Consider the following 26278-nt stretch of genomic DNA (forward strand, 5'->3'; position numbering starts at 1 on the left):
GTCGGCCCTTCCTCTTTATGATGTCGGGCTATCCGCCTACTTCGGTAGCTTGCTTCTATCCCTCACGCGCTCATATTAATCAAGAACATTTTCTTTCAACCATCAAATTTTGTATATTTATAGAAGCTTACTGGCTAAAAAAATCAATTTAAAACTACAAATATGCTTAAACATTTCATCCCAATTCTAGTATTCATTTCTACCCTTGGATTCGCCCAAAATGCAGACCTTGCCGTTTTTGTTTCGGGAATAAAAAACAATACTGGATCACTAACCGCTGAATTATACAATGCCAAAGATAAATTTCTTAAAACATCCTACAAAACGATTTCATCGGCAATTAAATCAAATTCAGCTACAGTTACTTTTACTGAAATTCCTAAAGGAGAATATACTGTTCTAGTCTATCACGATGAGAATAAGAACGGAAAACTAGACAAAAATTTCATAGGAATGCCCAAAGAATCCGTTGCCTGTTCCAATAATGCAAAAGGTTTTATGGGACCGCCTAAATACGAAGACGCTAAATTCACAATTACTGCCGATACAAAAATCAATATTAAAATGAATCCTATACATTAGCAATAAAAAATCCCAAATTCCAGTACTTAGGAATTTGGGATTTTAAATATTGTAATTTAAATCTTTTAGATTTTAAATCTTTTTCGATCTGTTTCTGTCAAATATATTTTTCTCAAACGAATCGATTTTGGAGTTACCTCTACGTATTCATCTTTTTGAATGTATTCTAAAGCTTCTTCAAGAGAGAAAATGATCGGAGGAATAATTCTCGCTTTTTCATCATTTCCAGAAGAACGAACGTTAGATTGTTTTTTCTCTTTAGTTACGTTTACACACATATCATCCCCACGAGAGTTTTCTCCAATTACTTGACCTTCGTAAATTTCAGCATTTGGTTCAACGAAAAACTTACCACGATCTTGCAATTTATCGATAGAATAAGGAATAGCTTTTCCTTTTTCCATAGAAATTAACGAACCTTTGTTACGTCCTGCAATTTCTCCTTTGTAAGGTTCGTATCCTATAAAACGGTGTGCCATAATAGCCTCACCAGCAGTAGCAGTAAGCAATTGATTACGCAATCCAATAATTCCACGTGATGGAATATTAAATTTTACAATCATACGTTCACCTTTAGTTTCCATACTCAGCATTTCACCTTTACGCATAGTAACGAACTCAACCGCTCTACCTGAAAGAGTTTCTGGCAAATCAATTGTCAATTCCTCAATTGGCTCACATTTTTTACCATCAATTTCTTTAATGATAACTTGTGGTTGACCAATTTGCAATTCATAACCTTCTCTTCTCATTGTTTCAATAAGAACAGACAAGTGAAGTACACCGCGACCAAAAACCATAAACTTATCAGCAGAATCAGTTTCACCTAATTTCATTGCTAAGTTTTTCTCTAATTCTTTTGTCAAACGCTCTCTAATATGACGAGAAGTAACAAATTTACCCTCTTTACCAAAGAAAGGAGAATCGTTAATCGTAAACAACATACTCATTGTAGGCTCATCAATATCAATTGTTTTCAACGCTTCTGGGTTTTCAAAATCAGCGATAGTATCTCCAATTTCAAATCCTTCAACTCCAACAATCGCACAGATATCTCCAGCAATTACTTCAAGTACTTTTTTACGTCCAAGACCTTCAAAAGTATGAAGCTCTTTAATTCTTGATTTCATTATTGTACCATCTCTTTTAACCAATGAGATTGGCATACCTTCTTTTAAAACTCCTCTTTCTAGACGACCAATAGCAATACGGCCTGTAAAAGCTGAGAAATCTAAGGATGTAATCAACATTTGTGGAGTTCCTTCGGAAACCTTAGGAGCAGGTACATTTTCAACAACCATATCCAGCAATGCTTCTACATTATCGGTTACGTTTTCCCAGTGGTCAGACATCCAGTTATTTTTAGCTGAACCATAAACTGTCGGGAAATCCAACTGCCATTCTTGAGCACCTAATTCAAACATTAAGTCAAAAACTTTTTCATGAACTTCTTCAGGAGTACAGTTTTCTTTATCTACTTTGTTGATTACAACGCATGGTTTTAATCCTAAATCAATTGCTTTTTGCAATACAAAACGAGTTTGTGGCATTGGACCTTCAAAAGCATCCACCAAAAGACAAACACCATCAGCCATGTTTAAAACACGTTCTACCTCACCACCAAAATCGGCGTGACCAGGAGTATCGATAATATTGATTTTGGTACCTTTATACTGAACCGAAACATTCTTAGAAGTAATCGTAATACCTCTTTCACGCTCTAAGTCGTTGTTATCAAGGATTAAGTCACCTGTGTTTTCGTTGTCACGAAATAATTGACAGTGATACATAATTTTATCAACCAAAGTTGTTTTACCGTGATCGACGTGGGCAATAATTGCAATGTTTCTAATAGCTTCCATCTGTGATTTTTAATGGGTGCAAAGGTACACTTTATTTTGATATAAAAAACCTTTACACAATAGTTTGCTATTTTGTTAACACATAAGCACTTATTGCAAACTTAAAATTATGGTGTCCGAATTTATTTAAATTGATGTTTTAAATTTTAACATTTATTAATTATATTTGATTAATGAAAAACAAAGCCAACCAAATAAGCTTAATCTACACTCTTTTCGCATTATTTTTAGCTATCGTCAGCTTTAAATTAGCCAAACAATATTCTACCTATTTGGATTGCTCGAATTTCAGCTTCGTCAAAGACATATTTTTTATCAGTATCACGGGAATACTTTTCAGATACGTCTTATCCAAAAACGATAAAAGGAATGCTGAAATTAACAAAAATCTCAGGCAAACCAACGACAAATTAAAAGAGTCCAATGACAAATACGATATCGTTGCCAAAGCTACAAGCGATACTATTTGGGACTGGAAAATTCCAGAGGACCACCTCACTTGGAATAAGGGAATCAAAGGAATATTTGGTTATCGCCAGGATCAAGTGGGAAAAAATTCTAAATGGTGGTTTGATAATATCCATCCTGAAGACAGCATTAAGATGTCTGTTAAACTCTATTCTTTTTTAGAACAAAAAACCGAAAAATGGCAAGATCAATATCGCTTTAAATGTGGAGACGGAACTTACAAATATGTATTGGACAGAGGTTTTATCCTAAAAGACGAAAATGGAAAAGCTATACGAATGATTGGTGCTATTCAAGATATTACCAAACAAAAGGAAGAAGAAAATCGCTTGAAATTACTTGAAACCGTTTTTACAGAAGCCAAAGACTCTATCATCATCACCCAAGCATTCTCAGACGACAATCAAATTCCAAAAATAGTTTTTGCCAACCCTGCTTTTAGCAAAATGTCAGGTTATGAGCATTTCGAGATTATAGGTAAATCCCCTAATTTCTTTATGGGCAAAAATTCCGATTTACAGGAAATTGAAAATTTGACAGATGCAATAGAAAACAAACAAGAATGCTTCCTAGAAATAATCCTTTACAAAAAAGACCAATCCGAATACTGGGTCAGACTATCATTTATTCCAGTTTATAATCATGAACACGATCTTTCCCACTGGATTTCAATACAAAGAGATATTACGGAAGAGAAAAAATTAGAAAAAGAAAAAGAAATACTCATTCGAGAATTAACCCAAAACAACAAAGACTTAAAACAGTTTTCATACATTACATCCCACAATTTAAGAGCTCCCCTATCAAACTTGACGGGATTATTAAATCTAATTGACGACTTTACAATTAAAGACGAAGACCTAAAAGAAATCCTAAGAGGTTTTAAAATATCAACGCATTTACTCAACGAAACCATCAATGATCTCGCAAAAGTAATTACCATAAAAGACAATACATCCATACAAAACGAAGAATTGCAGATACGAGACATTTTCAAAAACATCCTTAATCAACTCCATATTCAGCTCGAGGGCATAAAACCTCAATTTAATATCGTTTACGGAAATGTCGTTAAAATAAACACAAACAAAGCCTATTTTGAAAGCATCTTTATCAATTTATTCACCAATTCTTTAAAATACAGATCAAAAAACAGAGATTTAGTAATTGACATCATAATAACTGAAGAAGAAAATAACACTATAAAAATCTTTTTCAGAGACAATGGTATAGGAATCGATTTAGAAAGAAATAAAAATAAAATTTTCGGACTATACCAAAGATTTCACGATTACCCCGACAGTAAAGGCCTAGGTTTGTTCTTGGTTAAATCACAAATAGAAACCATGGGAGGAACTATTAGCATACAAAGCGAGATTGAAAAAGGAACTGAATTCACACTAACATTTAAATCCCAATAAAATGTTGGAGCTTATCATGTGCATTGATGACGACCCTATCACACTGATGCTATTCAGAAGAGTAGCACAAAGAGCTTCTTTCGCAAAAGAAATAATAAACGCTATGAATGGCCAAGAAGCCATTACCCTTATCAATACAATTAACAATAACTCCAATCAAGGAAAAAAGCCGCAATTGATCTTTTTAGATTTAAACATGCCCGTAATGGGTGGATGGGAGTTTCTCGATTTACTTAATGCTTCCAATTATTTCAACCTAAACAATACAAACGTTATCATCCTAACCTCGACCATAGACCCTGAGGACATCAAAAAATCGAAATTATACCCCAATGTCATTGAGTTTCTATCCAAACCCATCACTGTTGAAATGTTAGATTATTTAAATAGCAAACTATAAAACTTTTACACCTAATCCTTCTAGAATTTGATTTACTAAGAATAAAGCATAAAAAAAGCTCCTTAAAAAGGAGCTTTTTTTATATAAATTATATTACTTACAATTTAGCAACATGCTTAGTTAACTTAGACTTCAAATTTGAAGCTTTATTATCATGAATAATGTTTTTCTTTGCTAATTTATCAATCATTGAGATTACACTTGACAATTTTGAAGTCGCATCAGTTTTATCAGTTGCAATTCTTAATGCTTTAATAGCATTACGAGTCGTTTTGTGTTGGTATCTATTTAATACTCTTCTCTTTTCGTTACTTCTAATTCTTTTTAGAGCTGACTTATGATTTGCCATTTTGTTATCTTTTTATCTTAATTATTTCATTTTTTGTAGTCCGTAAGGGAATCGAACCCCTGTTACCAGAACGAAATTCTGGCGTCCTAACCCCTAGACGAACGGACCATTATCCCTCTAAGTTCTGGAACATTCTAGATCAAAAAAAATTGTAGTCCGTGGGGGAATCGAACCCCCCTTACCAGGATGAAAACCTGGCGTCCTAACCGATAGACGAACGGACCTTTATTTTTTTATTCTCAAAAATTTTTCAATCTAAATACTTCTTGTAGTCCGTGGGGGAATCGAACCCCCCTTACCAGGATGAAAACCTGGCGTCCTAACCGATAGACGAACGGACCCTACTTCTGTAATGCGGATGCAAAAATACAACTATTTTTGAGAAGCGCAATAGTAGAGGCAAAAAAAAATTATTTTTTTTAATATGCCTTAGCAAACAACACCCTTCCAACTGAGCTTTTACCAGTAAATACACAGCTTCCCGACTGTTCTACCCTATCCAAAGGAATGCATCTTATCGTTGCTTTTGTCAATTCTTTAATTTTCTCCTCGGTCTCCGCAGTACCATCCCAATGTGCTGAAACAAAGCCTCCTTCACCGTCAAGAATTGCCTTAAACTCATCAAAATTATTTACTTCTGTAATGTGAGTATTTCTATAATTTAATGCTTTTTCAAACAAATCTTTTTGAATTTGCTCCAATAAATCGCTGATATAAGTTGTAATTCCATCTTTCGAAACCGTTTCTTTTGTCAAAGTATCTCTTCTAGCTACTTCAAAAGTTCCGTTTTCTAAATCTTTTGGCCCTACAGCAATTCGAACAGGCACCCCTTTTAATTCCCATTCAGCAAATTTGAATCCTGGCTTTTGAGTGGTTCTGTTATCGAATTTCACGGAGATATTTAATTTTTTCAATGCTTTAACCAAAACATCCACTTCATTAGAAATAGCATCCAACTGTTCCTCACTCTTATAAATAGGAACAATAACAACTTGTATCGGAGCTAAATTAGGAGGCAGCACCAATCCTTGATCATCAGAATGCGTCATAACCAATGCCCCCATCAATCGGGTTGAAACACCCCACGAAGTTCCCCAAACGTATTCTTGCTTACCTTCTGCATTTGCAAACTTAACATCAAAAGCTTTTGCAAAATTTTGCCCCAAAAAGTGTGAAGTTCCAGCCTGCAAAGCTTTTCCGTCCTGCATTAAAGCCTCAATACAGTAAGTTTCCTCTGCCCCAGCAAAACGTTCTGTTTCGGTTTTTAATCCTTTTACAACCGGAATAGCCATAAAATTCTCCGCAAATTCAGCATATACATTCATCATTTTCTCGGATTCTTCCACCGCCTCTGCTTTCGTTGCATGTGCTGTATGCCCTTCTTGCCATAAAAACTCAGCAGTTCTCAAAAACAATCTGGTTCTCATTTCCCAACGCACCACATTGGCCCACTGATTAATTAACAATGGTAAATCTCTGTAGGATTGCACCCATCCTTTATAGGTAGACCAAATAATAGCTTCACTTGTAGGTCGAACAATTAACTCTTCTTCCAGTTTTGCATTGGGGTCAACCATTAATTTTCCAGGTTTATCTGGATCATTTTTCAATCTATAATGAGTCACAATAGCACATTCCTTAGCAAATCCTTCTGCATTTTTCTCTTCGGCTTCAAACATGCTTTTAGGAACAAATAAAGGGAAATAGGCATTCTGATGTCCTGTTTCTTTAAACATTCTATCCAATTCTGCTTGCATTTTTTCCCATATAGCATATCCATATGGCTTAATCACCATACAGCCTCTAACTCCTGAATTCTCAGCTAAATCGGCCTTAACAACCAACTCATTGTACCATTTTGAATAATCTTCTGCTCTTGTTGTAAGGTTCTTGCTCATTTTGAATAATTTGGCATAATATTTGTTTATATATAATTTAACTAAATAATTACGCAAAACTAACTAAATTTGTATTGTCCAACAATAAAATAATCTACCGAAATGAAAACAAATGCATTAATTACTTGGAAAACCACACTTTATTCGTTAATCGGCTTTTTGAGTTTAGTAGTAACCTCTTGTGGCTCTTACCAAAATAGTTCCTATTATGATAATGACGGCGTTTATAGCACAAATGGCGAGAAAATTGTGATAAAGGACAACCAACCTAATTCAGCTTCAATTCAATACAAACAATACTTCAGCTCATTGCAAAGCACTGGAGGTTCTGGTGAAATATTTACAGATGTAAATAGTTATGGAAATAACTATGATATGGAAAATGACTCTATACAAGCACCATCTACAGGCTATGCTTCATGGGGCAGTTCTCCTCAAGAAACAACTGTCGTTGTGTATCCCGATAGTTATTGGTCTATCGGATTTGGTTGGGGCTACCCATATTATGGTTATGGATACCCTTATTATGGATGGGGCTATCCATACTACGGTTGGGGATACCCAGGTTATGGTTGGGGATATCCAGGATACGGATGCGGCTATCCCGGCTATGGTTATGGATATGCTCACGTAACACCTTATGCTTATAATTATAGCAGAAGAGGATCATCTTATGGTGGAAGTTACAACAATTCAATCTACAATAGAAATAGGGTTAGTGCCTACAACAGAAACGGTGTAACAAGCAGAAATAGTACCTATAATAGAAACAGTACTAGTATAAGTAGACAGGCTCCTACTTTCACAAACCGAAATAGTAATACTTCATCGAGAAATTACACTCAAAATCAATCAAGAAGTTCTTACACACAAAGTCGATCCAATACCTCTAGCAATTACCAACGATCAAGTTACACACCTAGTAACAGTTCTAGCAATAGCTCATACAGAAGTAGTGGCGGTAGTATGTCTAGCGGTGGCGGCGCTAGAATGTCCAGCGGTGGCGGTGGCGGCAGAATGGGCGGTGGCGGCAGAAGATAGAAAATCCCTGAACTAGAAATTAATCAACCCTAAGACCAACCAAATGAAAAAGAACCTATTGTTATGTTTAGTAGCAGGGCTAACGTTCTCTACATTACACTCGCAAGAAATTAAAGATGCAATGCGTTACGCACAAAGCGAATTGCACGGAACAGCTCGTTTTACAGCTATGAGCGGTGCTTTTGGAGCACTGGGAGGAGATTTATCATCCATCAATGTAAATCCAGCGGGTTCGGCGGTGTTCAACAATAATCAGTTCGCCACAACAGTGGGGAATTACGACACCAAAAACAATTCGGATTATTTTGGAACCAGTACTTCAGCAAGCGAAAGCACTTTTGACCTAAATCAAGCAGGGGGTGTTTTCGTTTTTAAAACCAGAAACCCAAATAATGATTGGAAAAAATTCTCGATGTCCATCAATTATGAGAATACTAATAATTTTGACAATTCAATGTTTTCAGCTGGAACAAGCCCTATAAATTCTGTTGCAAATTATTTTATAAGCTATGCTAATGGAGTTCCTTTAGATTTACTCCAAAATGGCAATTATGCAAGTTTAGACAATGGAGCCCAACAAGCTTTTCTTGGCTACCAGGGCTACATTATCAATCCGGTAACCGAAACTCCCAATAACACACTATACACATCAAATGTTCGCTCGGGAGGTAATTACTATCAAGAAAACAGCGTTTATTCCAATGGATATAATGGCAAACTTATTTTTAACAGCGGTTTGCAATATAAAGATTTTCTATATTTTGGTTTAAACCTAAACTCACACTTTACTGATTACGTACAGAACACCAACTTCTACGAATCCAACAACAATACTTTGAACACAAATTACGAAGTTAAGACCTTGAATTTTTCAAATAGCTTACATACTTACGGAGCTGGTTTTTCATTCCAAGTGGGAGCTATCGCAAAATTAACCAATGAAATGCGTTTGGGTTTTGCCTATGAATCGCCAACATGGTATAATCTACAAGACGAACTTTCACAAAGATTAACATCCATTAGCAGCAACATCGCGGAAACACTTCCTCCTGACGTGGTTGATCCATTTGTTATTAATTATTATGCTCCTTATGATTTGCGCACTCCCGGAAGTTTAACTGGAAGTTTTGCCTATATTTTTGGAAAATCGGGGTTAATAAGTGTAGATTACAAATACAAAGACTATAGCTGTACAGAATTTAGCCCAACAAACGATCCTTATTACAGAGGTTTAAATAGTGCTATGCATAATGCCCTTGGCAGCAGCAATGAAGTAAGAGTGGGTGCCGAATATAAAATACAAAACTTCAGACTAAGAGGCGGATATCGTTTTGAAGGAAGCCCTTATAATGATTCGGTTACTGTGGGTGATTTAAACAGTTTTTCTGGTGGTTTAGGATATAGTTTTGGCTCCATAAAACTTGACTTTTCGTATGTAAACGTTCACTCCACATCACAAAATCAGTTCTTTTCACAAGGATTTACCGAAAGTGCCCACATCAACACATACAAAAATAATTTTACTATGACTTTTATATTTGAAATGTAAAAATACTTGTTCACATTCAACGAAACCACTTTTGAAACATATCAAAAGTGGTTTCGTTTTTTATGGCAAAAAAATGAGTTAAGATTGAACATCGTAAGGAGAGTTTCCGATTCGAGTTATGTAAAACTAAATATCTCACATAGCCCCGATAGCAGTGAAAATCCTTGTGAGCCGGGGTTCGGCTCAAAAGATTGCAACGGATAGCGGGACAACTTTTCTTGAATGCATCAAATCTTATGCTTCAAATTATTTTTATACAATCAAAAACAGGCATTTTGAAAGGAAACAAGCGGGGTTTGCACAAAAAATTGTAATTTTGCAAATTCCTAAATTATCAAGGATATAATACTATGAGAACGAAGTCTTTAAAAAAGAACAAAATAAATGTGATCACGTTAGGGTGTTCCAAAAATGTGTATGACAGTGAAGTGCTGATGGGGCAACTCCGTGCGAGCGGAAAAGAGGTAACCCATGAGGCCAAAGCAGAAGATGAAGGAAATATTATCGTGATAAACACTTGCGGTTTTATTGATAATGCAAAGGCAGAATCGGTAAACATGATTTTGGAATATGCCGACAAAAAAGAGAGAGGACTTGTAGATAAAGTTTTTGTGACGGGTTGTTTATCTGAAAGATACAGACCAGATTTAGAAAAAGAGATTCCAAATGTGGATCAATATTTTGGAACTACTGAATTGCCTGCTTTATTGAAGGCTTTGGGTGCCGATTACAAGCATGAATTATTGGGAGAACGTTTGACTACGACTCCAAAAAACTACGCCTACTTGAAAATCTCGGAAGGTTGCGACAGACCTTGTAGTTTTTGTGCTATACCATTAATGAGAGGTAAAAATGTCTCGCAAACTATTGAAAAACTGGTTAAAGAAGCAGAAGGATTGGCAAGAGATGGCGTAAAAGAATTGATTTTGATTGCTCAAGACTTAACGTATTATGGTCTTGATTTGTATAAAAAACGTGCATTGGGCGAATTATTAGAAGCCTTGGTAAAAGTCGAAGGTATCGAATGGATTCGTTTGCATTACGCCTTCCCTACCGGTTTCCCGATGGATGTTCTTGAAATCATGAAACGCGAACCTAAGATTTGCAATTATATTGATATTCCGTTGCAACACATATCGGATTCAATTTTAAAATCGATGCGTCGCGGGACTACCCAAGAAAAAACAACACAATTATTGAAAGACTTTAGAGCAGCGGTTCCCGGAATGGCCATCCGTACTACTTTGATTGTTGGTTATCCTGGAGAAACACAGGAAGATTTTAATATCTTGAAAGATTTTGTACAGGAAATGAAATTTGACAGAATGGGTTGTTTTGCTTATTCACATGAAGAAAACACGCACGCTTATTTATTGGAAGACGATGTTCCTGACAATGTAAAACAAGACCGTGCCAACGAAATAATGGAATTACAGTCTCAGATTTCGTGGGATTTGAACCAAGAGAAAGTGGGCAAAACTTTTAAATGCATTATTGACAGAAAAGAAGGAGGCCATTTTGTAGGAAGAACAGAATTTGACAGTCCAGATGTGGATAATGAAGTTTTAATTGACGCTACAAAGCACTACGTAAAAACTGGTGAATTTGCAATGATTAAAATTATTGAAGCAACAGAATTTGATTTATACGGAGAACCAGTATAGATTGCAAATTTTAGATTGCAGATTACTTAGTCAGTTCGTCCTTTGGGCTCATGTGCAGAATTTTAATTTTTTAGATTTTTATAATTATGAAAATATTTAAAACAGTACTTTTTATGGCTTTTTTATTCTTGTCAGCTAACACCATTTCGGCTCAATACGGAAATGGATATGGCGGTGGCGGATATGGCGGAGGCGGATACGGTGCGAATGGTTATGGTAGATCTAACCAAATGTCACAAATGTCACAAAGCAATCAACAAAGTGCCCCTAAACCGATTCCTGCGGAAGTAACTGCAGCCAAAATTGTAGAATATTACAAAAAAGAACTTAATCTGGATGCTCTTCAGGAGATAGTGCTCACCAATGTTTATACCAAATCACTTAAAAAACAAGAGGCTTTGATCAAAAAAGAGAGCAGTGATGAGGATAAAGAAAAAGAATTTAAGGTTCTTGGCGAAATGACAGATTTGGAAGTGATGGAAATATTAAACAAGGACCAAAAAGTAAAATATCAAGTCTTGAGTGAGGACCGAAAAAACAAAATAGAATCCAAAAAACACTAAGAGTCTGCTATAAAAAGAAATGCCTACCACATGAAAAAGCACATTTATAATATCATTCTTCTCCTTTTTATTGCTTCCTGTGCAACAAAAAATCCTCATAAAGCAACCGAGAAGGAATACAATGCCCAAATAAAAAACTTAAAAGAAACTATATCCACGAAAGAAGCTGTTCCCTTAAAAAGCGAACCGAATGTAGTAATTGACAGCGTTGCCTATCGATACAAAAATCAATTGCTTAATTATAAGGATACACTTTCTAAAACTGATACCAATATTTTACAAAATGGCATTGCCTCAGAATGGGTAGGTACGGTCAATTTTAATTTAAGAAAACCTAACTTCATTATTCTTCATCACACGGCACAGGATTCTATACAGCAAACTATAAAAACTTTCACTTTAAAAGAAACTAAAGTGAGTGCGCACTATGTGATTGCCAGAGACGGAAAAGTAGTTCATATGCTCAATGATTACCTGAGAGCGTGGCATGCCGGAAATGGATCGTGGGGAAAGGATACTGACATTAACTCCAGTTCCATTGGAATTGAATTGGATAATAATGGCTCTGAACCCTTTTCGGATTTACAAATAAATACTTTACTGGCACTTTTGACCAAATTAAAAAAAGACTACAATATCCCAACACAAAACATAATTGGCCATGCCGATATTGCGCCAACAAGAAAAAAAGATCCAAGCGCTTTATTTCCTTGGAAGCTTTTGGCATTAAATGGCTTTGGAGTTTGGCAAGACGACACTTTAGCTTGTCCACCCAGTGATTTTAATGTTGAACAAGGTCTACAAGTAATAGGATACAATACCAAAAATCTTTCGGCAGCCATCATGGCCTTCAAACTTCATTATATCCAAACTGAAGTTAATGATATTTTGGATGAAAAAACGATTAGCACTATCTACTCGATTTACAAAAAATAAAATTTTCATTTAATCTATAAAAAACGCTTTTTGGTCGATTCAAAAAGCGTTTTTTTTGTTTCCCCATCAACTTTAAACATTTTTTTTATACATTTAATCAATAAGTATCAAACACTTAACTCAAATTCTACCTTTTCAGCTTCACTATTTTTAATTTAAAAATGGGAGTTGGAAACGCGTAGCTGTGAAATGAAGTTCATAAAAATTAACATAGCAATCAAAATAATTGAAGACGAATAAGATTTTTAATGGATTGTTTTGGAGTTTTACTGATAATTTTTTACAACAAATAGTCAATTTTATTGTCGGAATTGTATTGGCTAGAATATTACTTCCCGAAGAATTTGGAATAATAGGGATTATTTCCGTTTTCATTGCTGTGTCAAATACTTTTATCAACAGCGGATTGAGCGACGCACTTATAAACAAAAAAGACGCTTCAGAAAAAGATTATAGCACGGTTTTTTGGGCGAATATCCTTTTAGGTCTTTTTATTTATTTACTATTATTTATAACCGCACCTTATATATCCATATTTTTTAAGCAAGAGACTCTAACCAACTTAATTAGGATTACCGCAATTTCTATAGTAATTGTTTCTTTTTCATCCATTCAAAGAACATTATTCACAAAAGAGATTAATTTTAAAACCATTACAATTATCTCAACATTATCGGTTGTTATAAGTGGAATTATAGCCTTATACATGGCATTACATGACTATGGAATTTTGAGTCTCGTGGTAAGAATGGTTTTGGGGCAATTCGTTACTTTGCTCCTATTTTGGATACTTAATAAGTGGAGACCTAAATTTATATTTGACTTTAAATCGCTTAAGGAATTATATAAATACGGTGGCAATTTATTTATGTCACGACTGATGAATTCACTCTATGACAATCTTTATTATTTTATCATAGGAAAATGCTTTAGTCCTGCCAATTTAGGCTATTACTCAAGAGCAGACACGTTTAGAAATCTAGCCTCAACCAATATAACAAATGCAGTACAAAGGGTAAGTTTTTCAGCCCTTTCGTCAAAAAATGAAGAAAAAGAACAAATGGAATTATTTAAAAAATTTCTTTTAAGTACTTTTTTTATTACTGTTTTTTTCATGGCAATTTTATTTGTTTGTTCCAATGAAATCATATTAATATTAATAGGCTTAAAATGGACAAATTCAATTCTATATTTAAAAATCCTCTCCATATCAGGTCTGTTTATCCCATTATATACATTAAACATTAATTTTTTGGCAGTTAAAAACAGAACTCACCTATTTTTTCAAATTGAATTAATAACAAAATTATTTGCTATACCGATCATTTTAGTCGGGGTTAGTTTCGGTATTGTTCCAATGCTTATCGGAATAATTGTTGCATCGTTTTTATCATATTTCACAAGTGCATACTTTATTAAAAAGTTATATAATTATAACTATAGAGATCAATTTACCGTTATTTTCAAGGGAATCGTCATGTTTTTGGTTAGTATAATCCTAACCCTTGTCGCTGACTACCTAAAAATTGAAAATCTTTTTTTTAAACTAATATTAAATTTAATTCTTGTTTGTAGTGTTTTTTTAATTGGCATGAGATTTCTATTTCCAGAATTGATTATGGAATTAAAGAAACTAAAAAAATCATATTAAAAATAAAAGTGACTTTTCAAATTAGGATAAGATGAATGCAACTGATTTTACAGTTTTTACGGCAACCTATAATAGAGCAAATAAGTTATCTAAAGTATATGAAAGTTTATGCCAACAAACCAATCAAAATTTTGAATGGATAATTATAGATGATGGAAGCAGTGATAATACCGAAGATTTCATCAAGAAATTACTTGTCAAATCGCGTTTTCAAATTAAATATGTTAAACAAAATAATGGTGGAAAACATAGAGCCATAAATAAAGGAGTTCAAATGGCATCTGGTGAACTATTTTTTATAGTTGACAGTGATGACCATCTATTACCCAATTCACTGGAAATTATTTCAAAATACTGGAAACAAGTAAGTAGCAATAGCCAATTTGCTGGAGTAGCCGGTAAAAAAATATTTAAAAATGGAAATGATGTTGGCGATAAACTTAAGACAGAAATACTGGATTGTTCAATAATCGAAAGACGTTATAAATTTAATATTAATGGTGACAAAGCAGAAGCTATTCTAACCTCTGTCATGAAAAAACATCCTTTCCCTGATTATCCAAATGAAAATTTCTGCCCGGAAGGTTTAATTTGGAACAGAATCTCATTAGAAAAAAAAATAAGGTTTTTTGACGAAGCAATTTATGTATGCGAGTATCTTGAAGATGGTTTATCCAAAAACAGTATCCGAAACAGAAAAACTAACTCTAATTATACACTATTACTGTATAGTGAGTTATCAAAAAATAAGCAAGTCCCACTTTTTTTTAGACTAAGAGCAATAGTTAATTTTTGGCGTTTTTCTTTTAGCAACGGCAAATCTTTCAATCAAAAAAAAATGATGCTCAATAATCCTGCATTTGGCACTATACTATTTCCGGCTGGTTTCTTTTTTCATTTAAAAGATTATTTTTTCGACAAAGTTAAAATAAGCCAATAAAACCTATCAATGAAAATATTGCATTACATCAATAACTTAGGATCAGGTGGAGCGGAAAAGTTGTTAAGCTCTATTTTACCTATCATGCAGGAAAAAGGACATATTGTTCATTTGGCAATCGGTAATAAGAATAAAAACATCAGGGAATATGAACAAGCTATTATCGACTCAGGAGTTAAAATCATCAATTTAGAGCAATCATTATACAATCCCTTTCAAATCATTCAATTAATATTTTTAATACGTAAAGAAAAATTTGATATCATTCATGCTCATTTATTTCCATCGCAATACTGGCTGGCAATAGCTTCTCTTTTTAAACCATTTAAAACCAAACTAATAAAAACAGAACACAGCGTTTTTAATGAGCGAAGGAAATATAGACTATTAAGGCCTTTGGAAAAAATTATTTACCAACGTTATTCGAAAATCATATGTATCACCGAACAAGTAAAAATAAATCTGGCCAAATGGTTACACACAGAATCAAATTTATTGGTGATACATAATGGAATCGATTTAAAGCAATTTAATGCTGATGCAAAAAACAGCATTAATACCTATGATTTATTTGATAAAAGTAATATTAACATTTTAATGACGGCCAGGTTTGACACTATTTCAAAAGATCATAAAACGATAGTAAACGCATTAAAATTACTACCAACAAACTTTAGCCTATTTTTTGCGGGGGAAGGACCCGATATAGATAAAGTAAAGGAATATATTTCGTTACAAAATTTAGACTCAAGGATTTATTTTTTGGGATATAGACCCGATATCCAATATTTAATGTCCGCTGCGGACATCAATGTACTATCAACTCATTTTGAAGGACTTTCGGGCGTAACCCTAGAAGCCCTGGCCTCTGGAAAGCCATTTTTAGGTTCAAATGTCACAGGGGTAAATAGCATTGTCCCAAATGAACATTTTTTATTTGAAAATGGAAACTATATTGAATTAGCTAATAAAATAAAAGCAATAAGTAATAATAGCTTACTGAACGAGCAGATGACCATCGATGCCAAAGCATTTATAGAGCAGTTTGATATCAATAAAATGACCAACCAATACTTAAAACTATACCAAGAAATAAAATGCTAAGCAATACAAATCAAAAATTAGAAGCTACACAAGTGCTTTTGGTATTTTTTAGCACTTTACTCAGTTTTTACTTTCCTAGTTTGGGAGGTATTCGATTGTTTGATATATTTAGTTTTCTTATTTTAATTTTTATTACTAAAACTTTTTTACTTGATCAAGTACAAGTTAGAATCAATAATTTTTTTCTGATTTTTACTTATTTCATTCTTATATCCTTTATCATTACATTAATAAACAACACTGTTGAGATACATTTCACTAAATTTATTGGCACCTTTTTTACCATAATTTATAGCCTATTTTTTTTTAATTATTTTAAAGACAGATCCCAAATTTTATTTTCGGCAGTTAATGTTGTTGTTTATATTCATGCAGCTTTTTTTTATATACAATATTTAACATTTTATCTCTTTGGGGCTTATATTGATTTCATCAAACCCATCACAGGAAATGATTCCAGAAACATTGCTGGTCAATTCAATTTGGACACTAGCTTGCGTTTTTCGGGACTATTTAGTGAAGCGGCTGCATACTCATTATTTATTTTAACTTTTTTTTCTATCGTAATAATTGGAAAAAAGAGGTTGAATCTATTCGATTTTGGGGTATTGTTAACTATTCCATTATCTACATCAGCTTCTGGAACAGTGTATTTATTGTTTTTTTTATTGATTTACTTTCTAATCCATATCGAATCTGAATTTTATAAAAAAGCCATCAATGCCGTTTTATTTTTATTCACTTTTATTTTTGCTTTTTATTTTAATTTATTAAAAATAGATTATTTGAAAGAAAAAATAATCGGATTTCAAGATAATTCTTCCTACCTGTATCGAGTTGGGAATATTGATAAGTTTTTCTCCCTGTTTAATGAAAACCAAATATTATTTGGAATCGGATATACAAATATGGATATAGTAGAAAATAAAGGTTCAACTTTTTCAGCATTATTTGTAGAACACGGAATTATTTTAGGAGGAATTTTTCTTATATCAATCTTGTTAATGCTTCACTATTTTAAAGTAAAATATTATATATTTTTTTTAGTACTCTTACTTTTCATGGGGACTTATATGTACTCACAAATTCAGTTTTGGGTGTGGATATTATCTGTTTGCATATTATCATTTAATAATCAATTCGCAAAAGACGTTTATTATAATGAAAAGGCTCTATAACATACTTCCTCATTTTATTCAAAATCTTTTGATAAGTCTATACAATATATTGGCTTACAAAAAACGTTATGGCGGAAACTATAGCAAATACTTTAAAGGAATCAATCAAAATTACACTTTATCGAAATTTGAGCTCGAAAAAATACAACAGCAAAGATTTAGTCTAACAATAGAAGAAGCAATGAAACATTCTTCTTTTTATCAGAAGCAATATTCCAAAATTGAGAATCCCAACGATATAAAAAACATTACCCAATTGCCAATCCTAAGCAAAGAAATGTTACGACAAAATATTGAACAGATCAAAACCATTGACAAAAGAAAAGGAATCCTATCAAAAACTGGAGGCACTACAGGTAAAGCCATTGAGGTAATATTCACTTTAGACAATATACAGGAGAGATATGCATTCTTAGATAATTTTCGCTCCCAATATGGATATGTTTTAGGCAAGAGAACTGCATGGTTTTCCGGTAAAGCCTTATTATCTAAAACGGACACCAAAAAAAAACGATTTTGGAAAACCGATTATTGGTTCAAAGTGCGTTACTATTCCACTTTTCACATTAAAACTCCATATTTGAAATATTATTTGGAAAACCTAATACAGTTTAAACCTGAGTATATAATTGGTTTTCCATCATCAATTCTTGAAATTGCAAAATATGGAATACAAAATGGATATCATTTTCCGCCTGATACCATTAAAGCCATATTTCCCACTGCTGAAACCATTACTGAAGAAATCAGAAATTGTTTGGAAGTTTTTTTTAAAACTGTAGTTTATAACCAATACGCGTCTTCTGAAGGAGCTCCATTTATTTTTGAATGCTCCAAAAACAATCTTCATTTAGAAATGCAAAGCGGTGTTTATGAAGTTCTGGATCAAAACAACAATCCCACTAAATCTGGCAAGCTAATAGTAACTTCTTTTACAACAAAAGGAACTCCGCTAATACGATATGACATAGGAGATGACATTGAACTTTCTGATAATATTTGCACGTGCGGCAATAATAATCCAATAGTAAAAACAATATTGGGACGCACAGATGATTATGTTTATTCCAAAGAAAACGGCAAAATTAATTTAGGAAACATATCCAACACGCTAAAAGAAACCAAGGGTATAATTCAGTTTCAGGTCATCCAAAATTATCCCGAAAGCATCCTAATAAAACTAATTATTGATTCTCGTTTGTACAATTCATCAATTGAAAAAATATTTGTTCAAAATTGGAGGGATAGAGTTGGTAATGAAATCCATATTGAATTGGAATATGTTTCTGAAATCCCAAATGAAATCAGTGGTAAATATAGAATGGTCAAAAATAACATCAAACATTTAATCGATGTTTAAACTCACACGCATCACTACCGTTCCTATTTCTCTTGAAAAGCTCCTAAATAATCAATTGCTTTTCATGAAGGATTACTATGAAATTACGGCAATTTCATCGGATAAAGAAAACTTAGAAAAAGTTGGAAAATCCCAAAAAATTTCTGTTCATGCAATAGAAATGACCCGAAAAATAACACCTTGGAAAGACTTAAAAGCGTTGTGGAAATTATATCTCTATCTCAAAAAAGAACAGCCATTAATAGTACATACACATACTCCAAAAGCAGGAACCATTGGAATGATTGCTTCAAAAATGGCTGGAGTTCCTCACCGTATACATACTGTTGCCGGCTTGCCGCTATTGGAAACCAACGGCGGAAAACGGAAACTATTGAATCTTGTAGAAAAAATTACGTACTCCTGTGCTTCCAAAATTTACCCTAATTCCAAAGGGTTAAAAAAAATTATTATCCAAGAAGGTTTTTGCAAACCAGAAAAAATAAAAATTATCTCGAATGGCAGTACTAACGGAATAGACTCCCAGTTTTTCAATCCAGAAAAAATATCAAATGAGCTTTTGTTCCATTTAAAAAAATCTTTAGGAATACAGCCAGATGATTTTGTTTTTGTGTATGTTGGCCGATTGACAGGCGATAAAGGAATAAACGAACTTGTGGTGGCTTTCCAAAAAATTCTCACCGAATTTGATAACACCAAACTATTATTGGTTGGCTTTTTCGAATCAGAATTAGATCCACTCCAAAAAGAAACAATAATAGAAATCAAAAATAATGAACGAATAATTTTTGTGCCATTTCAAGAAGATATTCGTCCCTATTATGCTGTTTCGAATACTTTGGTCTTTCCTAGTTATCGCGAAGGTTTTCCCAACGCAGTTTTGGAAGCGGGTGCTATGGGGTTACCAAGCATTGTAACAAATATAAATGGTTGCAATGAAATAATTGAAGATTACAAAAATGGAATTTTAATCCCTCCTAAAAATCCTGCTGCACTTTTTATGGCGATGAAAAAAATAATTTCTGACACTAGTCTGCGAAATTATTTACAGCAAAATGCAAGACAAATGATTGTTAGTCGATTTGAACAAATTGTACTTTGGAAAGCACTTTTAGATGAATATCAAAAACTGGAAAATCATGTATAATCCTTTTTTCAAAAGAATAATTGATGTAATTCTAGCTAGCATAAACCTAGTATTACTAACCCCTTTATTTGTAATTATTACAATTGTCCTATTTATTGCAAACGAGGGGGAGCCTTTTTTTATACAAAAAAGACCTGGAAAAAATGGCGAAATATTCCATATGATTAAGTTTAAAACCATGACCAATGAAAAAGATTCCAGTGGTAACCTACTTCCCGATTCCAAAAGAATGACCAAATTAGGGAACATTGCCCGAAGAATTTCTCTTGATGAAATCCCCCAACTCATCAATGTAATCCGAGGTGAAATGAGTCTTGTGGGGCCAAGGCCTTTATTACCGGAATATTTGCCTTTGTATAATGAAGTCCAAAAACGACGCCATGAAGTAAAACCTGGTATGACTGGATGGGCTCAAGTCAATAAAGAAAAGATCACATCTTGGCAAACAAAATTTGAATATGATTTATGGTATATTGAACATAAAAGCTTTCTCTTGGATTTAAAAATCGTATTTTTAACTCTAAAGAAGGTTTTTATACCACTGAAAATCAACACACCAACTACAGAATCGTTTAACGGTAAAAATTAACTATGAGTAACGTCTTAATCACTTGTGCAGGAAAAAGAGTCTCCCTAGTTCGTTCGTTTAAAACCGAACTGAAACTTATTTTTTCGGATTCAAAAGTATATACAACTGATTCCGCCCCCGAAAAATCTGCAGCTTGTAGGGTTTCAGATGGCTACTTTAAAGTACCTCCTGTTACCCACAACAATTACATTGATGATCTGCTTCAAATTGCAATTGAAAATAATATCAAATTAATCATACCAACAATTGATCCTGAGTTACTGGTTTTATCACAAAACATAGACCTATTCAAAAAACACCATGTCGAAATCCTCATTTCAGATTATGAGAACATCAAAACATTAATAAACAAAAGGCTTACAAATGATTTTTTTAAAAAATTAGAGATCAATTATGCCAAAGAATTTGATAAAAATAATTTCACTTTACCGCTTTATATAAAACCAATCGACGGTAGTAGAAGTATTGATAATCATATTGTAAAACAAGAATCAGAATTGACATCCTACCATTTCTCTAATGAAAAATTATTGTTTTTTGAATACTTAGAACATCAATATTTTACAGAATACACCATTGATATGTATTTTGACAGAAATAATAAATTAAAATGTTTAGTCCCGAGGGAAAGACTTGAAGTTCGCGCCGGAGAAGTCAGTAAAGCCATAACTAGAAGAGCTTGGTTTCTAGACAACATTGCTACAAAGTTTGCTCATATTCCAGGGTTAAGAGGATGTATTTCTATCCAAATATTTGTCAATAATGAAACCACTGTTATTTATGGAATTGAGATAAATCCTAGATTTAGTGGCGGATTTCCATTAAGTTATTTGGCTGGAGCCAATTTCCCCAAATGGATTATTCAGGAATATTTACTTGGCAAAACTAAAATACCCTATTATGACAATTGGGAAGAAAATCTAATGATGTTGCGCTATGATGATGAAATTTTGATCCATAACTACGTTGAAAAAAAGACAAAATTTATTGGTTTTTAGACAATAATACTCGATATTAAATCATTTTTACTAGGATTTTTTGTAGCTTAGAATCCAATTAGCTTATACAAATAAAATATTAACTTATTCTTACAATTTAAATTAAGAATAGATTCCTCGAAATAACGTATTTCAAAAAATTGCATAAACACCAATAAAAGCTAAAATCACTTATTTAAATATCGGTGGTTTTAAAACTAAAAAATGATGAAAAGCCCCAAAATATGGTTATCCTCCCCACATATGGGGGGAACTGAACTTAATTACATTCATGAGGCCTTTGACTCCAATTGGATCGCACCATTGGGAGCAAACATAACCGAATTTGAACATGATTTAGAAAAATATCTGTCCCATGGTCTTTTTGTAACGGCTCTAAGCTCAGCAACTGCCGCTATTCATTTGGGTTTGATTCTCTTGGGAGTAAAAACAGGTGATGTTGTCATTTGCCAATCACTGACCTTTTCAGCATCGGCAAATCCTATTCTTTATCAAGGCGCAACTCCCGTATTTATTGACAGCGAACTCGAAACCTGGAATCTTTGCCCGATTGCTTTGGAAAACGCCATTGTGGACTGTATCTACAAAGGACAAATCCCAAAAGCAATCATCACTGTCCATTTATATGGTGTCCCATATCAAATAGACGAAGTAAGAGCTGTTGCCAACAAATACAATATCCCTATTCTTGAAGACAGTGCCGAGGCTCTCGGAAGCAGTTACAAAGGACAAAAATGTGGTACTTTTGGAGATGTCAGCGTTTTTTCATTTAATGGCAACAAAATAATAACCACTTCTGGAGGTGGCGCAATTGTTACATCAAATCATCAATTAAAGAAAAAAGCACAATTTTTAGCCTCACAATCAAAGGATGAAGCTCCCCATTATCAACATAGCGAAATAGGCTTCAACTATCAAATGAGCAATATTTGTGCAGGTATTGGTCGAGGACAGATGAGAGTATTGGATGAGCATATTACTTTAAGGAGGGCAATGCATGATTTCTATGTATCCCTTTTTGAAAATATTCCCGGAATCACTGTTTATTCCACAACAAATCCCGACTACTTTGCCAATTATTGGTTGACTTCCATAATCGTAAATCCTAATGAAACCAAAAATGGTATCGATCGAGAAACCATTCGATTATTGTTATTGGATTCTAATATAGAATGCAGACCCTTATGGAAACCTATGCATTTGCAGCCGCTCTATAAAAACTATCGTTTTTATGGAAATAAAATTGCCGAAACATTGTTTGAAAACGGACTGAGTTTACCTTCGGGTTCTAATTTAACTGATTTGGATAGGGACAGAATAGGCAGCGTTTTGTTAAAATTATTGGGATAATCCGATTTGAATTATTTATTGACTTCTAAAAATAGATCAACGTATGGATTCAGTTTTATCATTTAAAAGAATATCGTTATTATTTCTAATCCTATTCCTTTTTTCGTGTGCTTCACGAAAAGATATAGTTTATTACCAAGATATCGATAAGGCACCTTTTCAGGAAAAAACCAATTCATATGAAATAAAAATACAACCCGACGATTTGCTAATGATTATCGTTTCTGCAGAAGATTCAGAAATTGCAGCTCCTTTCAATTTAAAAACTTATACAACCGTAAATCCAAACAAACAAGATGTAGCCGGTGCACAAACAACCCAATTGTATTTGGTGGATTCCAATGGGTTTATTGATTTTCCAATTTTAGGACGGTTAAAAGTAAGTGGAATGGCAAGATCGCAAGTCATAAAATTTTTGCAAGATAAAATTTCGGTCTATATCAAGAACCCCATCATCAACCTTCGTATCATGAATTTTAAAATTTCGGTACAGGGAGAGGTAACATTGCCAGGTACATATACCATTTCATCGGAGCGCATTACCTTAATTGAGGCTTTATCAATGGCTAAAGATTTAACCATTTATGGCAAACGTAACAACATCTTAATTATACGAGAAATAGACGGCTTAAAAACCTATAATAGAATCGATATTACAAAAGCCGATTTTATGAATTCTCCCTTTTATTATTTGGCGCAGAACGATGTTGTTTATGTAGAACCCAACAAAAATAAGATTAACGGATCTGCGGTAGGTCCAAACACAGGAGTCATAATTTCAATCACTTCCTTATTGATTACATTAATAACTTTAATTGTAACGACAGCAAAATAATTCTTCTATGGAAAGAAATCCTTCAAATGAAAATCAGAATAGAGAATTTCTATTACGAAATTTCATAGAGCACTATTTAGTTCACTGGAAATGGTTTTTACTTGGAACCCTAATAAGTTTTGTTATAACCTTCATTTACTTGCGCTATACAACCCCCCAATTCAAAGCGACAGCCATAATTTTGGTAAAAGATGAAAAAAAAGGTGGTATGCTATCCGAGCTTTCCGCCTTTTCAGATATGGGAATTGAAAGCGGTTTAAAAAACAACCTCGATAATGAAATTGAAATTTTAAAATCAAGAACTTTAATCGAAAACACAGTAAAAAAACTGCATCTAAATATTTCGATATTCATCAAAGGAAATATTATCTATTCTGAAATGTTTAAAGAAAAACCCATTAACATTCATTTTATCCCAAAGTCAGTTCAATTTTATGAGACCAATACAACACTTCGCTTTGTAGAAGCTTCACCCACATCTTTTAAGTTGGAAGACCAGCCCGAAAGTGAATCATCTAAAAATAGCTTCTTAAATAAAAATGAATTTCAATACGGAGAACTTATAACTACCCGAAATTGGAATTTGGTTATAACTAAAAATCCAAGTAAATTATTTAAAGCAACCAATCGGGAAATTACCATACAAGTCAATCCTATGGATGAAGTTGTGGATGGTTTTAGGAACCGACTTAATATAAATCCGCTCAGTAAAACAAGCAGCGTCGTAGAATTATCATTGGTCGATCCCGTATATGAAAAAGCAGAAATTTTCTTGGATAATTTAATCCAAATTTATAACCAAGATGCCATTACCGATAAAAACCAAATTTCTGAAAACACCTCAAAATTCATAGCCGAAAGACTATCCTTAATCACACGAGAATTGGGCGGTGTAGAACAGGATGTTGAAAGTTTTAAAAAAACGAATAACTTAACCGATATTGACTCGGAAGCCAAACTTTTTATAGAAGGATCGAATTCTTATGACAAAAAAGCCGTTGAAACAGAAATCCAACTCAATATAGTCAATTCAATGTTTGACTACATCAAAAAAAGCAATACTTCCGATTTACTTCCCACCAATCTTATCGGCGGAGAAGAAGATGTCGCAAGCATAATCAATATGTATAATGGGTTGGTTTTGGATCGAAATAGAATCTTAAAATCGGCAACTCCTGCCAATCCAACGGTTTTGAAAATGGATCAACAAATTGTATCTTTAAAACAAAACCTTCTCGCGAGTCTAGACCGTTTAAAATCCAGTTTAATCATCCAAAAAAGAGATTTAGACCGCCATAAAGGAATTATGGATGCCAAGATTGAAAAAATTCCAGTTCAAGAACGTCAATTTAAAGTCATTGCCAGACAACAAAAAATAAAGGAAGAACTCTATTTATATCTCCTTCAAAAAAGAGAAGAGACTGCAATTTCCTTATCTGCTACCGAACCCAATGCCAGAGTAATAGATGCAGCAAAAGCCTCCCATTTTCCTGTAGCTCCCAAGAAAAAAATCATCTACTTGGTTGCTTTTTTAGTTGGAATTTTAATTCCTTTTGGAATAATATACCTTGTCGATCTATTGGATACAAAAATAAAAAGTCGCCTCGATTTGGAAGGAAAAACGGCTATTCCATACTTAGGAGACATCCCCACATCCGATGCCAATACGCAAATTATTAAATCCGAAAGTAGAACAAGCTCTGCCGAGGCCTTACGAATCATCAGAACCAATCTGGAATTTATGCTCAGTAAAGTTCCAGAAAATCAAGCCAAAACCCTGTTCCTAACCTCGACATTTTCAAAAGAAGGTAAAACGTTTGTATCGGTGAACCTAGCGGCAACCTTTGCATTATCCGGCAAAAAAGTATTACTTATAGGAATGGATATTAGAAACCCAAAACTAGACGATTATATTTCCTTACCAGATCAAGGACTCACCAATTACCTCTCAAACAAAGACATACCCTTAGAAGATTTAATCATCAAACAAAAAGGTTACGAAAACTTCTACATCTTACCGGCAGGTTTAATTCCGCCCAATCCAGCCGAATTATTATTGAGCCAAAAAGTCGATACTCTATTCAAAACGATCAAAGCCCAGTATGATTACATCATCGTTGATACCGCTCCCGTGAGCCTCGTAACCGACACCCTCTTAATCGCAAAACACGCTGATTGCTTCCTATTTGTCATTCGAGCCAATTTTCTGGAAAAAAGAATGTTAAATATAGCCAATGATTTATATATGGAAAAAAAGTTGCCCAATATGTGCTTACTCCTCAACGATACCGATTCCACAAAAGGGTATGGTTACGGTTACGGCTATGGTATAAAAACAAAAAAAAGACCTTGGTACAAAAAATTATGGGCTAAATAACCAAAAATAAAAAGTT

Annotated in this window: 22 protein-coding genes and 3 tRNA genes; 19 read left to right on the plus strand and 6 right to left on the minus strand. The window is 33.6% G+C overall.

Annotation, left to right across the window (positions count from 1 at the left end; translation table 11 throughout):
- The first annotated feature begins 162 nt into the window (after nt 1-162).
- Nucleotides 163-582, plus strand: coding sequence for a DUF2141 domain-containing protein (locus DOS84_RS04710; RefSeq protein WP_111408958.1), 420 nt, complete (start codon nt 163-165; stop codon nt 580-582).
- Nucleotides 583-647: 65 nt separating this feature from the next.
- On the opposite strand, the gene typA is transcribed toward DOS84_RS04710, so the two are convergent.
- Nucleotides 648-2444: a translational GTPase TypA gene (gene typA / locus DOS84_RS04715; protein ID WP_111408959.1), complete on the minus strand. Its 1797-nt coding sequence runs from the start codon at nt 2442-2444 to the stop codon at nt 648-650.
- A gap of 173 nt (nt 2445-2617) precedes the next feature.
- On the opposite strand from typA, the gene DOS84_RS04720 reads away from it, so the two are divergent.
- Both DOS84_RS04720 and DOS84_RS04725 read left to right on the plus strand, forming a co-directional pair.
- Nucleotides 2618-4333, plus strand: a complete 1716-nt coding sequence (locus tag DOS84_RS04720) for a PAS domain-containing sensor histidine kinase (RefSeq protein ID WP_111408960.1) — start codon at nt 2618-2620, stop codon at nt 4331-4333.
- A 1-nt stretch (nt 4334) separates the two neighbouring features.
- Nucleotides 4335-4733 (plus strand): response regulator, encoded by a 399-nt coding sequence (locus tag DOS84_RS04725; protein ID WP_111408961.1) that lies wholly within the window; start codon nt 4335-4337, stop codon nt 4731-4733.
- 97 nt (nt 4734-4830) lie between these two features.
- Here DOS84_RS04725 and rpsT read toward each other — a convergent pair whose 3' ends face one another.
- The 5 genes from rpsT to proS all read right to left on the minus strand — a co-directional run bounded on the left by rpsT (nt 4831) and on the right by proS (nt 6980).
- Nucleotides 4831-5082: a 30S ribosomal protein S20 gene (rpsT, locus tag DOS84_RS04730; RefSeq protein WP_035673520.1), complete on the minus strand. Its 252-nt coding sequence runs from the start codon at nt 5080-5082 to the stop codon at nt 4831-4833.
- Between the two features lie 36 nt (nt 5083-5118).
- A tRNA-Glu gene (locus tag DOS84_RS04735) sits at nt 5119-5190 on the minus strand.
- A 44-nt stretch (nt 5191-5234) separates the two neighbouring features.
- Nucleotides 5235-5306, minus strand: a tRNA-Glu gene (locus tag DOS84_RS04740).
- A gap of 45 nt (nt 5307-5351) precedes the next feature.
- Nucleotides 5352-5423, minus strand: a tRNA-Glu gene (locus tag DOS84_RS04745).
- A gap of 78 nt (nt 5424-5501) precedes the next feature.
- Nucleotides 5502-6980 carry a proline--tRNA ligase gene (gene proS / locus DOS84_RS04750; RefSeq protein ID WP_111409077.1) on the minus strand — a complete coding sequence of 493 codons (1479 nt, stop codon included), beginning with the start codon at nt 6978-6980 and terminating at the stop codon, nt 5502-5504.
- Between the two features lie 102 nt (nt 6981-7082).
- Here proS and DOS84_RS04755 point away from each other — a divergent pair, with 102 nt between their 5' ends.
- The 16 genes from DOS84_RS04755 (at nt 7083) to DOS84_RS04830 (ending at nt 26262) form a co-directional block, all read left to right on the plus strand.
- Nucleotides 7083-8021, plus strand: coding sequence for a hypothetical protein (locus DOS84_RS04755; RefSeq protein ID WP_111408962.1), 939 nt, complete (start codon nt 7083-7085; stop codon nt 8019-8021).
- 43 nt (nt 8022-8064) lie between these two features.
- Nucleotides 8065-9570 (plus strand): OmpP1/FadL family transporter, encoded by a 1506-nt coding sequence (locus tag DOS84_RS04760; protein ID WP_111408963.1) that lies wholly within the window; start codon nt 8065-8067, stop codon nt 9568-9570.
- 350 nt (nt 9571-9920) lie between these two features.
- Complete coding sequence (gene rimO / locus DOS84_RS04765) at nt 9921-11234, plus strand: 30S ribosomal protein S12 methylthiotransferase RimO (protein WP_111408964.1); 1314 nt, start codon at nt 9921-9923, stop codon at nt 11232-11234.
- Nucleotides 11235-11347: 113 nt separating this feature from the next.
- On the plus strand, nt 11348-11797 hold the full coding sequence (locus DOS84_RS04770) for a hypothetical protein (protein WP_243636317.1): 450 nt from the start codon (nt 11348-11350) through the stop codon (nt 11795-11797).
- Nucleotides 11798-11827: 30 nt separating this feature from the next.
- On the plus strand, nt 11828-12733 hold the full coding sequence (locus tag DOS84_RS04775; RefSeq protein ID WP_111408966.1) for an N-acetylmuramoyl-L-alanine amidase: 906 nt from the start codon (nt 11828-11830) through the stop codon (nt 12731-12733).
- Nucleotides 12734-12986: 253 nt separating this feature from the next.
- Entirely contained in the window at nt 12987-14384 is a 1398-nt protein-coding gene (locus tag DOS84_RS04780; RefSeq protein ID WP_165830395.1) for a lipopolysaccharide biosynthesis protein, read from the plus strand.
- A 31-nt stretch (nt 14385-14415) separates the two neighbouring features.
- A complete protein-coding gene (locus tag DOS84_RS04785) occupies nt 14416-15324 on the plus strand; it encodes a glycosyltransferase family A protein (protein WP_111408968.1) in 909 nt (302 codons plus the stop codon).
- A gap of 9 nt (nt 15325-15333) precedes the next feature.
- On the plus strand, nt 15334-16428 hold the full coding sequence (locus tag DOS84_RS04790) for a glycosyltransferase (RefSeq protein ID WP_111408969.1): 1095 nt from the start codon (nt 15334-15336) through the stop codon (nt 16426-16428).
- 785 nt (nt 16429-17213) lie between these two features.
- Complete coding sequence (locus DOS84_RS18980; protein ID WP_124020619.1) at nt 17214-17606, plus strand: hypothetical protein; 393 nt, start codon at nt 17214-17216, stop codon at nt 17604-17606.
- Nucleotides 17590-18966: a phenylacetate--CoA ligase family protein gene (locus DOS84_RS04800; RefSeq protein ID WP_243636318.1), complete on the plus strand. Its 1377-nt coding sequence runs from the start codon at nt 17590-17592 to the stop codon at nt 18964-18966. The genes DOS84_RS18980 and DOS84_RS04800 overlap by 17 nt, the downstream gene beginning before the upstream one ends.
- Nucleotides 18959-20113 (plus strand): glycosyltransferase family 4 protein, encoded by a 1155-nt coding sequence (locus DOS84_RS04805; RefSeq protein ID WP_111408972.1) that lies wholly within the window; start codon nt 18959-18961, stop codon nt 20111-20113. The genes DOS84_RS04800 and DOS84_RS04805 overlap by 8 nt, the downstream gene beginning before the upstream one ends.
- Nucleotides 20106-20702: a sugar transferase gene (locus tag DOS84_RS04810; protein ID WP_111409078.1), complete on the plus strand. Its 597-nt coding sequence runs from the start codon at nt 20106-20108 to the stop codon at nt 20700-20702. Before DOS84_RS04805 ends, DOS84_RS04810 begins: the two co-directional genes overlap by 8 nt.
- A gap of 2 nt (nt 20703-20704) precedes the next feature.
- Complete coding sequence (locus DOS84_RS04815) at nt 20705-21700, plus strand: ATP-grasp domain-containing protein (RefSeq protein WP_111408973.1); 996 nt, start codon at nt 20705-20707, stop codon at nt 21698-21700.
- 207 nt (nt 21701-21907) lie between these two features.
- The gene (locus DOS84_RS04820; protein ID WP_111409079.1) at nt 21908-23050 is read left to right on the plus strand and encodes a DegT/DnrJ/EryC1/StrS family aminotransferase; all 1143 of its coding nucleotides are present in this window, start codon (nt 21908-21910) and stop codon (nt 23048-23050) included.
- A 43-nt stretch (nt 23051-23093) separates the two neighbouring features.
- Entirely contained in the window at nt 23094-23885 is a 792-nt protein-coding gene (locus DOS84_RS04825) for a polysaccharide biosynthesis/export family protein (RefSeq protein ID WP_111408974.1), read from the plus strand.
- A gap of 7 nt (nt 23886-23892) precedes the next feature.
- On the plus strand, nt 23893-26262 hold the full coding sequence (locus DOS84_RS04830; RefSeq protein WP_111408975.1) for a GumC family protein: 2370 nt from the start codon (nt 23893-23895) through the stop codon (nt 26260-26262).
- Nucleotides 26263-26278: the final 16 nt, after the last annotated feature.

This window comes from Flavobacterium aquariorum (genome assembly GCF_003254745.1).
GTDB lineage: Bacteria > Bacteroidota > Bacteroidia > Flavobacteriales > Flavobacteriaceae > Flavobacterium > Flavobacterium aquariorum.